The following is a 15,175-nucleotide window of genomic DNA, read 5'->3' as shown; positions in this document are numbered from 1 at the left end:
GTTGACTATGACGAATTTATTCATATTATTAGATCTATCGAGAATTTCTGGTTATGGATCAGAGGCGGGAACATTTCCTTTAAGCGTTTGGTTTACTAATTTATTTACTAACATTTTATTATTTATTTTTGTAAATTTTAACGCAAAATTCATTATAATTAAGCAAAACCATATTCGCCATGAATGAATCTCAGATAACAATACTGCTTGTTGAAGATAACCTGGGTGATGTGCATTTAATAAATGAGCTGATCCACGATGCAGGAGTAATGGATATTAAGGTAGATCAGGCCTTCAGGCTTTCTACGGGTATTCAGCGTCTGTCAAAAGGCGGAGTTGACCTGGTGCTATTGGATCTGGGTCTGCCTGACAGCATGGGGCTGGATACATTGAAGAAAATTCTGCCTGAGGCAAAGGGAACTCCTGTTGTAGTGCTGACAGGGCTTGAGGACGAAGAAACAGGCATTAAAGCCGTTCAGGCGGGCGCTCAGGATTATCTGGTAAAGTATCAGCTGGATCCTGTGCTTTTTATGCGCTCAATACGCTTTGCGATTGAAAGAAAGCGCGTAAATGAAATTAAGATGTAGAAAGGGCGGTTATCCGCCTTTTTTTTTTGCCATACCCGCTTAAATCCCGCCGGAAAGGCATCTCCATAAATTTCTATTTTGGCAATTTCCCCTTTATTTTCTAAATTCAGGTATCCCGGGCAGGTTTCCTTAATTTATTATGAACTTTGTTCATAAAGAGGCTGTTAAGCTGATAGAAAAATTAAATTAAAAATCGTATATTTTAGGCTAATTTTTAGGATTGGATTTAACTTTGAACACAGATAAACCAAAGTCATTTTGCGGCATTTTCGGCGTTTTCGGAACAAGTGAAGCGGCTTTCCTGACATATTACGGTCTCCATTCACTCCAGCACCGCGGGCAGGAAGCCTCGGGAATTGTAACGGCAGAGGAAGTGAAGGATAAGGTAATTTTTAATATTCATAAAAATCTCGGGCTTGTTTCCGAGGTATTTCACAACCCTGATATTCTGAAACATAACCTGAAGGGTTTTGCTGCTATAGGACACAACCGTTATTCAACGACGGGAGCATCTGAATCCTTAAAGAATATTCAGCCTTTCGTTGTAAATTACCGTATGGGGCATCTTGCAGTTGCTCATAACGGAAACCTTACAAACGCGCACATTTTAAGAGAAGATCTGGTAAACGACGGGGCAATATTTCAGACTACGAGCGATACTGAAGTTATACTTCATCTTATTGCGCGCAGCAGGCTGAACGACCAGGTACAGCAGATACTTGAAGCCTTAAGGGCGATTGAAGGCGCCTACTGCCTTGTAATTTTAACTGAAGACAAACTTATTGCAGCACGTGACCCATACGGCTTCAGGCCGCTTGCACTGGGGCAGGTTAACGGTACATTCGTGGTTGCCTCAGAGACATGCGCTCTGGATATTAACAGCGCAAAGTATATACGGGATATTGAGCCGGGCGAACTCATTGTAATTGACCGCCATGCAACGGAAACAAAGCAGGTAGAGTCATATAGAATTTTTGATGAAAAGCCTGTTAAGAAACAGTGCATTTTTGAGTATATTTACTTCTCGCGTCCAGACAGTAAAATCTTCGGCCACAGCGTCGACAAGATAAGGCGCAAGCTGGGGAAAGTTCTGGCTAAGAAGCATCCTGTAGTAGACAAAGATGGCGAAAAGGTTATTGTTATCAGTGTGCCCGACAGTTCCAACACGGCGGCATTAGGATACACAAGCCAGCTGGAAAAAGACGGCATAAGGGCCAAGTTTGAAATTGGCCTTATAAGAAGCCATTACGTGGGCAGGACGTTCATACAGCCCGGGCAGTCGAACAGGGAAATGGGCGTAAGATTTAAGTTTAACATTGTAAAGGGGGTTCTGGAGAACCGGACAGTTGTTCTTATTGATGATTCGATTGTAAGGGGGACCACTTCCAGGCAGCTTATAAGCCTGATTAAGGAAGCGAACCCGAAGGCAATCCATGTAAGGATCTCTTCGCCTCCGATTGTATATCCGTGTTATTATGGAATGGACTTTCCTTCAAGGGAAGAGTTGATTGCAAATAAGTTTGATGGTGATGTTGAAAGGATAAGAGAGTATCTGGATGTAGACAGCCTGGAGTATCTGACTAACGAGGAGCTTCTGGAAGCTATGGTGGATCAGGATCAGTCCCATTTCTGTACGGCATGTTTTTCAGGTATTTACCCCACAAAGGTAAATGAGTCCTTTAATAAAAACGTTTACGAAGACTAACACCATTTCTTAACACCGGAATTTTATGATTAAAATCAGGGATTTCTATACCCGCTCAAACCTGTTAAGCCTGACCAGGCTTCTTTTGAGCGTGCCGGTATTCTTTCTGCTCTCCAGGATGGAAAACTCTGTCAGCTACAGGATTGAGATTATAGCCATTCTTGTATTTGCAGCTTCAACCGATTTCCTGGATGGTTACCTGGCCCGCAAGTATAATGAGATTTCAGAAGCAGGAAAGATCATTGACCCTCTGGCCGATAAGGTGCTGGTGGGGGTAGTTGCTATCCAGCTCTTCCTTCTGGGTCATATTCCTCCCTTATTCTTTTTTTCCGTTATAGGGCGTGATTTAATAATATTCCTGGGAGGGATTTACGTTACCAATAAAATAGGCAAGGTACTGCCTTCAAACCTTTTAGGGAAGATAACCGTTACATTTATTGCTGCTTATCTTTTGTCAATTATATTCGGACTAAAGGATAGCCTTGTCTACGATTTACTTTATTATACCAGCCTGATTCTGGTCTATGGTTCACTAGTAGCCTACATAATCAGGGCAAAAGAATCTTTAACGTGGAATAAAAATGAATCTGTTCAAGAACATCAACTTTGACAAACTGAAAGACGGCCTGTCCAAGACAAGGGACAAGATCGTTACGAAAATAAATGAGACCATTACCGGCAAGGCAAAGCTGGATGATGAGCTGTTAGACGAAATTGAAGAAATCTTGATTACGAGTGATATCGGATATGATGTCGCCATAAAAATCATTGAAAACACCAGGGTAAGGCTTAAGGTAGAAAAAGACCGCAGCAAGCTTAACGTAATTGACGCAATTAAGGAAGAGCTTGAGAAGCTTTTGAACTCATACGACACAAATTCAGAGTTCAACCGCATGGATAAGTTTAAGCCGTATGTTATTCTGGTAATTGGTGTTAACGGTGCGGGTAAAACGACCACTATAGGAAAGCTTGCGCATAATTACAGGAAAGCCGGCCTGAACGTTATAATAGGGTCAGCCGACACGTTCAGGGCTGCGGCCAATGAGCAGCTGGAGATATGGGCAAAGCGGGCCGGGGTTGAAATTATACAGAGCACCACGGGAAGCGACCCCTCGGCTGTAGCTTTTGACACGATGAATATTGCGAAAAGAAAGAATGCCGACGTTGTGCTGATTGATACGGCAGGGCGCCTCCACACGAAATCGAACCTGATGGAAGAGCTGAAGAAGATAAAGAAGGTTATGAGCAAAGTTGTGGATTACGCTCCAAATGAGACCTTCCTGGTGCTTGACGGCAATACAGGGCAGAACGCGCTCATTCAGGCCGAGAAATTCCGTGAAGTTACGGATATTACGGGGCTTATCATAACGAAGCTTGACGGGACGGCAAAAGGCGGCGTGGTATTCCAGATCTGCAGCCAGCAGAAGGTGCCGGTTAAATATATAGGGGTTGGAGAGGGGATTGACGACCTTCAGACTTTTGATGCCGGGAGCTTCGTCTCAGCGCTCTTCTCAACCGAGCAGGCAGCCGGTTAGGCCAATTTTCAAACGCGCCATTGGGTGCTAAAAGTTTTGAAAGAGAAAACACTTTTTATAATTAACCCTGAAGCGGGTAAAGGAAGAGGCAGGAAGATCCTGCCTCAACTCTCACGCATTCTTGCCAGTCATTCAAACCATACAGAAATAGTACAAACCGAAAGAGCACATCACGCCACAGAGCTCGTAAAGCTTTACAGGAAGGATTTTAAGACGATCTGCGCTGCCGGAGGCGACGGGACACTAAATGAAATTATTAACGGGCTTGACGGCTCCGTTGAGAACATTATTGGGGTTATTCCGATAGGCTCAGGAAATGATTTTGCCAGGACGGCGGGTATAAGCAAGGACCCGGAAGAGGCTTTAAGGGTAATACTGGAAAGCCGTGTTGTGCGGGAAGTGGATACGGGATACCTGAAGTATAAAGAAAATAAGATGGTGAATCTTATTTATAGAAGGTTCCTCAACAGCGCCGGGATCGGCTTTGATGCAATTGTTTCAGACCAGATTAAAAAGAACAAGTATTTTAAGGGGTTACCCCTTTACATTTCAGCCGTTATTCAGGCCTTATTTATGTACCAGGTAATGGACGCGGAGGCTGAGTTTGACGACGGTTATAAGGCAGCCGGCAGGAAGCTTTTAATTGCGGTCAGTAACGGGAAGACCTATGGCGGAGGCCTTAAAGTGAATCCTGAGGCAGAGGTGGACGACGGGTATCTGGATGCCTGTTTGATAGGAAGCCTGCCGGTGTGGCAGATTATACGCGACTTTCAGAAGCTGATACGGGGAAAGCACGGGGACATACCGGGTATTGAGATAAGGAAGTTCAAAAGCGTGCGTATAAAGACGGCTCTGCCGGTTTATATTCACGCCGATGGTGAAGTCATCTCGCGCACAGTTACAGAAGTTGAAGCAGGCCTAAATCCCACCAGACAGAAGTTCATATTTGCAAAGTAGTACCAGGTAGTTATACTATTAAGCTGTTGAAAGTGTCCAAAATTTTTATAATGGTAATATAGGGTGAATAATAAGCTTGTAGGATGGTATAGTATAATACCCGATTTCGTAACAGAGAATCATCATGTGGGCAATGAAATTTAATCAGTGTCGGGAATGTCATTCTACTGACTTTCCCCATAAGGCTCTTGGTTTATGTGTGCGCTGCTATGCAAAACGGACAGAAAAAAGGCACAAATTCAGAAAATCTCAAGTCCGTGGAAGCATTAAAGATGTGTTGACATTTGATTATTTGAACCAATTATATGTAATTGAACAAAAGTCTATGGCAGATATTGCTATGATCGTGGGTGGAAGCAGGCAATATGTTAATAAACGCATTAAGGAATTGGGTATACAATTTAGAGAAAAAAGTGCCGCTAGACAACTGGCATTATTGAGAAAGAAAATTATCGCATCAAAAACAGGTCTTGTGTTGCAGCATGTTGTTTATGATACTTCATTTTTTAAATCTTGGACGGCAAATATGGCATATGTACTGGGAGTAGTATTTACAGATGGCAATATTTCGGAGGCGAAGTTTAATTGTGAAGGCTTTAAAACAACGTGCAATACTTCCAGATTAAGTATTTCTCAGAAAGAGCCGGAGTTGTTGGAAAAGATCAGGTCCATTATGGGCACTAACGCCAGAATAAGTGCCAGGAAAAATAATGGAATAATAGATTCACTCTATATACTTACACTTAATAATGACGAAATGTACCATGATCTACTTTGTTTAGGTGTTACACCAAATAAAAGTCTAACGATTCAATATCCGCAAGTTCCGGAGGAATTCGAATGGCACTTCATCCGGGGCCTATGGGATGGTGATGGTTCCATTTACAAAGATAATGGTTATGGCAGGGCAAAATTTGTTTCCGGCTCAAAAGAATTTATTTACCAATTACGTCATAGACTTTTGTCTTATGATCTGCAAGTGACCAAAGTTTATCCTAATCACAGATCTTATGAGTTAAGAATTACTAAAAAAGAATCTCTTTATAAAATGCGCGATCTAATTTATAGAGATACAACAGAGAATAATAGACTGGATCGTAAGTATATTAGGTTTATGTCCTTTTAAACTCAAAAGGGTATTTTGCAAAAAATTAGTTTACATCCAAGTTTACGTAATATACATTATACGACTTTTTGATTTTTGATTTGAGGGGAGTGGCTTATGTCATTTTCTTCGTATTTAGCCCAAATTATCATTTTCTCTCAAAATCCCCATTTTAACACTTAACAAAAAAAATGTTAACTTTATTAACAAATCCTGTTAAGTGTTAAGCCACCTCCAGCGATCGATTGGTGTCAGGAAATGGTTCCTGACACCGATGGTGTTCTTAATATTTAAAGAAGCCTTCGCCTGTTTTGCGGCCGAGTTTGTTGGCGGCTACCATCTTTTTAAGCAATGGACATGGGCGGTATTTGCTGTCGTTAAAGCCGTCATAAAGAACGTTCATTATGGCCAGGCATACGTCGAGGCCGATGAAATCTGCCAGTGTCAAAGGCCCCATGGGATGATTCATCCCCAGCTTCATAACGGTGTCTATGTCTTCTTTTGAGGCTACGCCCTCATATAAGGCAAATATGGCCTCATTTATCATTGGCATTAAGACCCTGTTGGATATAAATCCGGGATAATCGAACACTTCGACCGGCACCTTGCCCAGTTTAAGCGCAAGATCCTTTACGGCCTGGAATGTCTCGTCTGTCGTAGAGTAACCGCGTATAATCTCTACGAGCTGCATCATCGGGACCGGGTTCATAAAGTGCATGCCTATAAATTTCTCCGGACGGTGCCCGTTTGAAAGCTCTGTTATAGATATTGACGAAGTATTTGAGGCAAAGATACATTCAGGCTTCATAATACTGCTTAACTTATTAAAAACAGATAACTTAGCTTCCTTATTCTCATAAACAGCTTCAATAACGAGGTCTGAGTCCACAGGAGTGTTTTCAACGTCGACTACAGGCTTAATGCGGCCCAAGGCAGCTTCTTTTTCTTCGCCTGTTATGGATCCTTTCGTTACCTGGCGGTCCATATTGCGTGAAATGGTGTCCATTCCTTTCTTTACAAATTCATCTTTAACGTCAATTAAAGAGACGTCAAATCCTTTTAATGCAAAGACGTGGGCTATTCCGTTACCCATTGTTCCGGATCCGACTACAGAAACTTTCTCAATTGCCATAAATTAACCCTCTTTAAGAATGTTTGCAGAAAATATAATTTATTTCTTATTAAGATAAATTGCAGGAAAAAATGTGAATGGGAAAGCAAAAAAATACTGGAAAAGCGGCAAAATACAGAACTATTAACCTCAGTAAGCTATGCCTGTTCCTGGTTTTTATTGTGGTTGCCGTTTTGCGATTCGCTTTCAAAAGAAAGGCAGCATTTCAGTTTGCCGCAGGGGCCGCTAAGTTTAGAGAAATTGGAAGCCAGGTTCTGCTCTGAAGCCAGCTGTGTGGTAATTTTCTTAAAATTGCATAGGAAAGAGCTGCAGCAGAATTCCCTGCCGCACGTGCCGATTCCGCCGACTCTTTTAGCCTCATCCCTGACGCCGATCTGCCTGAGCTCGATACGGGTCTTGAAATTGGCTGCCAGGTCCTTTGCCAGCTCGCGGAAATCGACCCTGCCGTCGGCAGTATAAAAGAAGTAAAGCTTATTTCTGTCGAACTGGTAGTGCACGTCTATGAGTTTCATGCTGAGGTTATATTTCTGGACTTTAACCTTAAAGACATCCATAGCCCTCAGCTCTTCGGCGCTGTTTTTTTCGAGCGTAGTGCAGTCATTTGCGTCAACTTTTCTTATAATGCACGGAAGGAGTTCGCCGTAGAGGCCTGATTTCTGTCTTTTTACCCTCACGAATTCTCCGGCTTCTTTTACAGTAGCAATTTCAACTGTATCTTCGCAGGATACAATTATGCGGTCGTCGGGCAGGAGTTCTTCGGTTATTGAATCTGGGACCAGGCAGTAAAAAGTGCCAAGGAGTCCATTGCAGTGTGCTTCAACGATATTGCGGTCATCCATGGGAACAAATGCCGAGACTTCGGCTCCGCAGGCCATGCAGCCGCTCATATTGACGTGGTGTTCAAGCTGCTGAACAAGGATATTATTATACAACAAATGGCCGCCGCAGGCGGAATCGCAGTTGTGTGTTACCTTATTTTCGTTTTCATTTTCACTTGAGCTCATACTATGCACTTCCTATACCTGAATATCTTATTGAAGCCAGTTCAAATATAATATTAAGCGCTATAACATTCAAGTTCAGATTATTGTCTATTGAGTGCGCCAGGTCACTGAGTCTGAAAACGACCTCATCTATAGCCGCCCGGGAGAATCTCATGTTAAACTTCTCCAGTGTATCGCTGTGGCCGTTAAAGAGGTATTCCTTAAGTCCGAGCTTGCTCTTCCCGGCGTCATTAAGCCAGGTAATGATCATTTCGATGAGCAGAGTCATCTGCGAAGCCGAGTTTGTGCCTGTAAAGGACGAGATATCTTTTAATGCCGTTTTATACTTTAAGGCCAGTGAATTTCTCAGTATATTTATCGTTTTATCTATAAGGAAATCAAAGTCCTGGTCGATCAGTGTATTTGCGTGAGTAAGGGATCCGTTTGAAAAAACAGATATCCTGTCTGAAAGTGATTTTTCAACTCCGAAGTATTCCTGGAGAATCTGTGACAAGTCTTCCCTTTTGAGGGGGTCGAAATTGACTGTCCAGCACCTGGACAGGATTGTAGGAAGGAGTTCATTCTTAAATGGTGTAATAAGGATAAAGATCATTCCTTCCGGGGGTTCCTCGAGGCTTTTCAGAAGAGCGTTCTGGGCCTCATCGTTCATCAGGTGGGCATCTGAAATAATGACCGCCCTGTACTTAGCCTCTTCGTATGTGAGCGACTGGAATTTTTTAATTTCGCGGATGCTGCTGATTTTAATTGTATTTGCGCCGGGCAGGCTGATTTTATAGTAAGGATTTTTAACCTTCTTTTCCAGCTCTTCCTTAAGCTGTTCGAGCGCTTCGGCACTCAGTTTTTCAGTCGGCGTATTATCCCCTGTTTCGTTTTTCCCGCGGGGCAAAGGCATTACGAACTTGACGAAAGGTTCAGAGAGGTTTCTGACCTTAATGGCATGGTTAGACGAGCCGTTCTCCCCGGGTAAAGAGTTAAGGAGTTCGAGGAATTTAACTGCCATAAAGTGTTTGCCAACGCCTTCGGGGCCTGAAAAAAGGAAAGCATGGGGAATTTTATCAGAAGAGCAGATTTTGTACAAAAGATCGCCCGCGGCGTTCTGCCCTTTTACGCTATGTAAGATAGATGTAGTCATATATGGATTCTTAATCGAAAAAGGCGCCTACAAGAGGCGCCTGTGATCTTACATCATATCGTCATCGTCGTTATAGAAGAAATCTTCGTCGCTTGGATAATCGGGCCAGATATCCTCAATAGTCTCGTAAGGCTCTTCCGAGTCCTCCAGTTCCTGGAGGTTCTCAATTACTTCCAAGGGAGCGCCGATTCGTTCGGCATAATCTATTAATTCTTCTTTTGTAGCTGGCCATGGGGCATCATCTAAATAAGAAGCTAATTCCACTGTCCAAATCATATACCTTACTCCGGAAAAAATTTTGTTTTTTTTAATTTAATTAAATAAGTTCAAATCATCAAAGAAAAAGTCCTCCGGGTTAAGAGCCAGTCCGTTATGGTGCACCTCGTAGTGAAGGTGGGGTCCTGTAGACAACCCGGTATTACCGCTTCTGGCTATCATAGTCCCTCTGTTAACTTTCTGTCCCATGGTAACCGAGGCTTCAGAAAGATGACCCATAATTGTTCTATAGCCAAAACCGTGATCTATTTCAATGCATAATCCGAAGCCGCCTTTTGTACCAACGAATGCAATAGTTCCGCTTCCCGGTGCATAGACAGGGGTGCCGACATCAACGACGATGTCAATTCCCTCGTGCATTCTCATTACGCCGAGTATAGGGTGTTTACGCATTCCGAAGCCATGAGCAGTAACGACGCCGTCAGCGGGTTTAACTGCCGGAATGGCCTCAAAGAGTTTCTCATTACTTTTAAGTTTATTTGAAATTTCCATATAATTGGATTTTTCGTAAGCGATTTTCGTCTGGATTTTGTCTACAAATTCAGACAAGTTATCCAGGTCGACGCCTGAATGTTTCTTGGAAAACAGCTTTTCGAAAATGCCGCCGCCTGTTCCGAGGGCTTTTTCCTCATCGGATGATGGCGGCAGATCTGCAGCAACTCTAAGTTCGCTATTAGCCTTAGAAAGGCTATCGACCGAGGTATTAAGTTTCTTATATAAAGATGCCATCTCGGAGAGTTTCCGGGAAAGATCTTTATTTTCGGACTTAAGGTCCGACATTTCACTGTCGGAGTTAACGAATGAGTTGATTAAAAGGAATCCCCCAAAAAGCAAGAAAGAAACGACGAGCACAAGTAATATGAACAAAGACAAGAATTTTTTATAAAAATTGCTTATCTCAATTAACTTCAGCTTCGTTTTCGAGAAATAGTAAAACTTGTTCATAGATGAGTGCGAAGTTATCAAAATAACTCCTTTATGTCAAGAAAAATATGCTACAGACAGGGCATCCCTTCGTGACTTCATGAAAGGTACCCGTCTATAGTTGCAATTTTTCAAATTGAAGCGTGCGGCACGGAGGGGCTACATATGCAATTATTCGAAATCGTGCTCGAAGTAGTCCACGAAGCGCTTGTCGTCGACGTTGATGCGGTTTAAGCGGTCCTCGAGCCTTCTCTGCAGGACTTTTGCCGAATCGTAGCCGTAGTGTTTCAGGAGGTAGTTCAGGCTTATAACTTCTGAAATTACCGTAATGTTCTTTCCGGGCAGAATAGGAAGTTTTATGTAGGGTATCTCTATATCCAGGAGGCTGAAAACCTCTTCATCAAGACCCGTGCGCGTATAATGAGACTTCTCGTCCCATACTTCCAGTTCAACAATTATTTCGAGTCTTTTCTGGAAGCGGATTGCCCGGACGCCGAACATGCTTTTGACGTCAATAATGCCTATTCCGCGTACTTCCATGAAGTGTTTTACAAGCTCGGTGCCTGAGCCCATGAGGATGTTTTCACCCTTCTTTGTGACTATAATAACGTCGTCGGCAACGAGGCGGTGGCCTCTTTCAACCAGGTCGAGTGCAACTTCGCTTTTTCCGATGCCTGACTTACCGACGAAGAGTATACCGACGCCGTAGACGTCAACAAATGATCCGTGTATGGAAAGTCTGGGTGCAAACTGGTCGTCCAGGAAGTCGCCTACAAGGTAGACCAGTTTTGTGGTGGTAAAAGTTGACCCGAACATAGGGATATGGAACTCGTTTGCCAGTTCAGTCATTTCAGGAAACGGCTGGTTGCCGTCTGTTAAGATAATGCAGGGAATCTCGAACTGGAATATTCTTCTCAATGTAATAACTCTTTCTTCTATGGTAAGCTGGTTCAGATACTTCATTTCCGTATTGCCGAAGATCTGAATGCGTGTATATGAGAAAAGCTCCACGAACCCGGCCAGTGCAAGGCCGGGTCTGTGAAGGTTCTGATCGTAAATATTTCTGTTAAAGCCCGTTTCATCAGTAAACAAAGTGAGCTTAAAGCGGTCTTTAACATTCTTATAAAAGAAATCAACCGTTATACTTTCTTTTTTGATTATTTTCTTATCGTCCAGTTTCATCCTTTTTTACTCTTCTTCTTCTTCCTCTTCCGGGGAGACAACAGGGGGTTCTTCGGAAACAGCAGCCCTTTCTACTCTATCGCTCCTTTTTCCGTCGACAACCTTGGTTTTTATTTTGCTAAGCTGTTTTTCTATTTTTGTAACCGCAGCAGAAACAGACTTCTTAAAGTCGTCTGAATTTTCCTTTGCAGTTAGTACCTTGCCAGGAATTGGCAAGATGATTTCGGCAATCTTAGTGCTATCCTTTAAGTTCTCAAAGCTCAAAATAACTTCAATGTCGTTAATGCCGTCATTAAGCCTATCTAAAGCGCCAACCTCTGCATAGATATAATCTTTCAGAGAGTCTTTAGCCTTAAACTTCCTTGAAGTGATTTGAATGTTCATATGATGCTCCTTTTTAAGATTTAGGATGAGCTTGTTTATATATGTTCTTCAACCGCTCAATGGAGACGTGCGTGTAGATTTGAGTGGTTGATAGACTTTCGTGACCCAATATTTCCTTGACGGCAAGCAGATCTGCTCCGTTATCAAGCATATGGGTTGCCGCCGTATGCCTTAAGACATGGGGGCTTTTTTTCTTAAGCTCCGTTTCCTCACTCAGATATTTGTTAACTATCCTATAAACGTAACGCGGATAAATCCTTTTGCTCCTTGAAGTTACGAATATTGGATAATTATACTCTAAAGCACCCCGTGAATCAAGATACTTCTTTACGACTTGAAGGGATTCCTTTCCAATGGGGACAATCCTTGTTTTAGATCCCTTGCCTAAAACCCTGACCGAGCCCTTCTCGAAATCTATATCACCCAGGTTAAGGCTGCAGAGTTCACTGACACGAAGAGCGCAGCTGTAGAGAACTTCCATAACGGCGTTATGAAGAAGCCTGTCTTCCCTGCCGAGCTTTTCGGATATTTCATCCATAACGGCCATGGGAACGACTTCCGGAAGTTTTCTTTTTACCTGCGGGTTGGATATCCTTTTCAAGGGGTTTGAGGGGACAAGATTATTCCTCAGGGCGTAGTTGAAGAGGCTTCTTACTGCCGAGAGTTTTCTTGAGACTGTGCTTTTTTCGTATTCGTTATTGACATTGATGCTGATAACAAAACGTCTTACCAGTTTTTCATTTACCTGAAGCACATCGGTAACATGAAGAGAATGGCAGAATTCACAAAACTGCTCAAGATCCTGAGTGTAGGATTTAACCGTATTTCCGGAAAACCTGCGGAGTTTCTGCAGGTTTTCCAGGAAGTCATCTATAACCCTTTTTATTTCCATAAATTAAGAATTTCAGTGGAAAAACTAATTTGAACTAAATACTTAATCCGATGTCTCTTTTAACTCTTCCACTATTTCCTCGCTGCAGACCGGGCAGCGCAAGTACTCGCCTTTTTTCTGGCTGTACCTTTTTTCCATATAAAGAGAGTCGCCGTTCGGGCAGCTTACGGGAACAGGTTTATACCAGGCGACAAAGTCACAGTCGGGATAGCGGCTGCACCCGTAGAATACCTTGCCTTTTCTGGACTGTCTTTCGATAATATCGCCTTCCTTGCATTTGGGGCATTTAACGCCTGTAACGAGGGGTTTGATATAGTCGCAGTCGGGATAGCGTTCGCACCCAATGAAGCGTCCGAATTTCCCGTTTCTGTAGACGGTGTTAGCGCCGCATTTTTCGCATTTTTCGCCTGTATATTCGGGTTCCTTCGGTTCACCCGGGTGCAGGTCCTTTAAGGACTTGATGTTTTTGCAATCAGGATAATTGCTGCAGGCCAGGAATTTACCGAAGCGACCCATTTTAATTACCATTTCACTGCCGCAAAGGTCGCAGTAGATCTTCTCCACATTATCTTCAACCTTTTTGAGGGCGTCTGAAAACGGGTGATAAAAATCGTTAAGCACGTTAAGGTATCCGATTTCGCCCTGGGCTATAAGGTCTAGTTCATCTTCCATACGGGCCGTAAAGTTCACGTTAAGGACTTCGGGGAAGCTCTGGACAAGAATGTCATTAACTTTTTTCCCGAGTTCCGTTGGCCTCAGGCGTTTTTCCTCGGTATAGACGTACTTTCTGTCCTGAATAGTTCCAACGATCATTGCATAAGTTGAAGGCCTTCCGATACCGCGGCTTTCGAGCTCTTTAATCAGTGTGCTTTCGCTATAGCGTGCAGGGGGCTTAGTAAAGTGCTGTGTCTTATGCAGGTTTTCAAGTCCCACCTTCTGCCCTGCCTCAAGACCCAATGGGATAAGGTCGTTTTCACCCTCATCTTTACCGTTTGTTTCTTCCGACTGTTCCTCGTATACCTGAAGGAATCCGTCGAAGCGTATAGCGGTGCCGGAGGCCTTAAAGAGGAATTCATCTGCGCGGACCTCAATTACGGTAGTTTCTGTAATTGCAGGGTTCATCTGCGAGGCCACGAACCTTTTCCAGACGAGCTCATAGAGTTTGAACTGTTTGGGTTCAAGGAAAGGCTTAACGAATTCAGGTGTATATCTTAAAGATGTTGGCCTGATGGCTTCATGGGCGTCCTGGACGTTGGCACCGTTTTTCTTTTCATAGACACGGATCTGTTCAGGAAGGTATTTATTGCCGTAGGTATCTTTAATATACTCTCTGAGGTCACCCACGATTTCAGGGCTAAGCCTTGTTGAATCGGTTCTCATATAAGTAATTAAACCAACTGTGCCCTCTTTCCCAAGGTCAATTCCCTCGTAGAGGTTCTGAGCAATTGCCATTGTATGGCTGGGCTTAAGTCTGAGAGTGCGTGAGGCTTCAGCCTGCATGGAGCTGGTAATAAAAGGAGGCGGAGGATTGCGTCTGCCTTCTTTTTTATTAACGTCGCTTATAACAAAATTATTTTTCTTTACCAGGCGGTCCAGGACTTCCTGAGCCGAGGTTTCGTTATTAAGGGCGAAGTTGCCGACAAGGAATTCTTCCCAGTCTTTTTCCGTCATCTGCGGTTTGGGCTGGATTCTGAGGGTTTTGCCGTCGACCTCGACCAGTTTTGCGCGGAAGATGTCTCCTTTTTCAGTCTTAAAGTCGGCCCAGATAGCCCAGTACTCGGTTATGATAAAGTTTTCAATTTCCTTTTCTCTTTCGCATATGAGTCTTAAGGCAACAGACTGCACGCGACCGGCAGACAGGTTAAAGCTGGATGGGTCAAGGACGGCTCTCCAGAGGAACGGGCTGATCTTATAGCCAATAATTCTGTCCATTACCCTTCTGGCCCTTTGAGAAGAAACCAGGTTGGTGTCTATTTCAAGGGGGGAGTTAATGGCCTTATTAACGGCGTTTTTTGTGATTTCATTAAAAAGGACTCTAAAGATCTTGCCGTCGGTCACGTTTTCAATTACGTCTGCTATATCCTGGGCAATAGCTTCCCCTTCGCGGTCAGGGTCAGTTGCGATATACACAGATTTGCTTTTAGAGGCAAGGCTTTTAATTTTTTTAATTACATCTCCTTTGCCCCGGATGTTGACGAACTGGGGCTTAAAGTTGTCCTCAATGTCAACGCCGAGTTTTGTCTTAGGAAGATTCTTTATATGTCCTACAGTAGCTTCAACGAGATAATTCTTGCCAAGGTACTTATTGATGGTTTTAGCCTTTGCAGGCGATTCCACCAGAACGAGATTTTTTTCCATTT

General features: G+C 43.2%; 15 protein-coding genes. 6 read left to right on the top strand and 9 right to left on the bottom strand.

The features are described from left to right. The first annotated feature begins 179 nt into the window (after nucleotides 1–179). From HF312_14675 to HF312_14650, 6 genes are all read left to right on the top strand, one after another. Complete coding sequence (locus tag HF312_14675; GenBank protein ID MCU7521464.1) at nucleotides 180–587, top strand: response regulator; 408 nt, start codon at nucleotides 180–182, stop codon at nucleotides 585–587. A 232-nt stretch (nucleotides 588–819) separates the two neighbouring features. Continuing rightward, a complete protein-coding gene (locus HF312_14670) occupies nucleotides 820–2,292 on the top strand; it encodes an amidophosphoribosyltransferase (protein ID MCU7521463.1) in 1,473 nt (490 codons plus the stop codon). Nucleotides 2,293–2,317: 25 nt separating this feature from the next. Beyond that, nucleotides 2,318–2,902 carry a CDP-diacylglycerol--glycerol-3-phosphate 3-phosphatidyltransferase gene (locus HF312_14665; protein ID MCU7521462.1) on the top strand — a complete coding sequence of 195 codons (585 nt, stop codon included), beginning with the start codon at nucleotides 2,318–2,320 and terminating at the stop codon, nucleotides 2,900–2,902. After that, nucleotides 2,874–3,827: a signal recognition particle-docking protein FtsY gene (gene ftsY / locus HF312_14660; GenBank protein MCU7521461.1), complete on the top strand. Its 954-nt coding sequence runs from the start codon at nucleotides 2,874–2,876 to the stop codon at nucleotides 3,825–3,827. Before HF312_14665 ends, ftsY begins: the two co-directional genes overlap by 29 nt. Nucleotides 3,828–3,863: 36 nt before the next feature. Then, on the top strand, nucleotides 3,864–4,784 hold the full coding sequence (locus HF312_14655) for a diacylglycerol kinase family lipid kinase (GenBank protein MCU7521460.1): 921 nt from the start codon (nucleotides 3,864–3,866) through the stop codon (nucleotides 4,782–4,784). Between the two features lie 124 nt (nucleotides 4,785–4,908). Further along, complete coding sequence (locus HF312_14650) at nucleotides 4,909–5,910, top strand: hypothetical protein (protein MCU7521459.1); 1,002 nt, start codon at nucleotides 4,909–4,911, stop codon at nucleotides 5,908–5,910. Nucleotides 5,911–6,172: 262 nt separating this feature from the next. On the opposite strand, the gene HF312_14645 is transcribed toward HF312_14650, so the two are convergent. From HF312_14645 to topA, 9 genes are all read right to left on the bottom strand, one after another. Next, a complete protein-coding gene (locus tag HF312_14645) occupies nucleotides 6,173–7,015 on the bottom strand; it encodes a 3-hydroxybutyryl-CoA dehydrogenase (GenBank protein ID MCU7521458.1) in 843 nt (280 codons plus the stop codon). Between the two features lie 143 nt (nucleotides 7,016–7,158). After that, nucleotides 7,159–7,860 carry a stage 0 sporulation protein gene (locus tag HF312_14640; protein MCU7521457.1) on the bottom strand — a complete coding sequence of 234 codons (702 nt, stop codon included), beginning with the start codon at nucleotides 7,858–7,860 and terminating at the stop codon, nucleotides 7,159–7,161. Between the two features lie 166 nt (nucleotides 7,861–8,026). Continuing rightward, nucleotides 8,027–9,157 carry a hypothetical protein gene (locus HF312_14635; GenBank protein ID MCU7521456.1) on the bottom strand — a complete coding sequence of 377 codons (1,131 nt, stop codon included), beginning with the start codon at nucleotides 9,155–9,157 and terminating at the stop codon, nucleotides 8,027–8,029. A 48-nt stretch (nucleotides 9,158–9,205) separates the two neighbouring features. Further along, nucleotides 9,206–9,433 (bottom strand): DUF2795 domain-containing protein, encoded by a 228-nt coding sequence (locus HF312_14630; protein MCU7521455.1) that lies wholly within the window; start codon nucleotides 9,431–9,433, stop codon nucleotides 9,206–9,208. A gap of 36 nt (nucleotides 9,434–9,469) precedes the next feature. Continuing rightward, nucleotides 9,470–10,378, bottom strand: a complete 909-nt coding sequence (locus HF312_14625) for a M23 family metallopeptidase (protein MCU7521454.1) — start codon at nucleotides 10,376–10,378, stop codon at nucleotides 9,470–9,472. A 150-nt stretch (nucleotides 10,379–10,528) separates the two neighbouring features. After that, nucleotides 10,529–11,539, bottom strand: coding sequence for an HPr kinase/phosphorylase (locus HF312_14620; protein ID MCU7521453.1), 1,011 nt, complete (start codon nucleotides 11,537–11,539; stop codon nucleotides 10,529–10,531). Nucleotides 11,540–11,545: 6 nt separating this feature from the next. Beyond that, nucleotides 11,546–11,923 carry a ribosome-associated translation inhibitor RaiA gene (raiA, locus tag HF312_14615; protein MCU7521452.1) on the bottom strand — a complete coding sequence of 126 codons (378 nt, stop codon included), beginning with the start codon at nucleotides 11,921–11,923 and terminating at the stop codon, nucleotides 11,546–11,548. 13 nt (nucleotides 11,924–11,936) lie between these two features. Then, nucleotides 11,937–12,815, bottom strand: a complete 879-nt coding sequence (locus HF312_14610; protein MCU7521451.1) for a tyrosine-type recombinase/integrase — start codon at nucleotides 12,813–12,815, stop codon at nucleotides 11,937–11,939. A 42-nt stretch (nucleotides 12,816–12,857) separates the two neighbouring features. Further along, complete coding sequence (gene topA / locus HF312_14605; GenBank protein ID MCU7521450.1) at nucleotides 12,858–15,173, bottom strand: type I DNA topoisomerase; 2,316 nt, start codon at nucleotides 15,171–15,173, stop codon at nucleotides 12,858–12,860. Nucleotides 15,174–15,175: the final 2 nt, after the last annotated feature.

The organism is Ignavibacteria bacterium, from assembly GCA_025612375.1.
Taxonomy (GTDB): Bacteria; Bacteroidota; Ignavibacteria; order Ignavibacteriales; family SURF-24; genus JAAXKN01.
The sequence above is the reverse complement of the archived record's forward strand: the minus strand, read 5'-3'. Positions and strand labels throughout refer to the sequence as shown.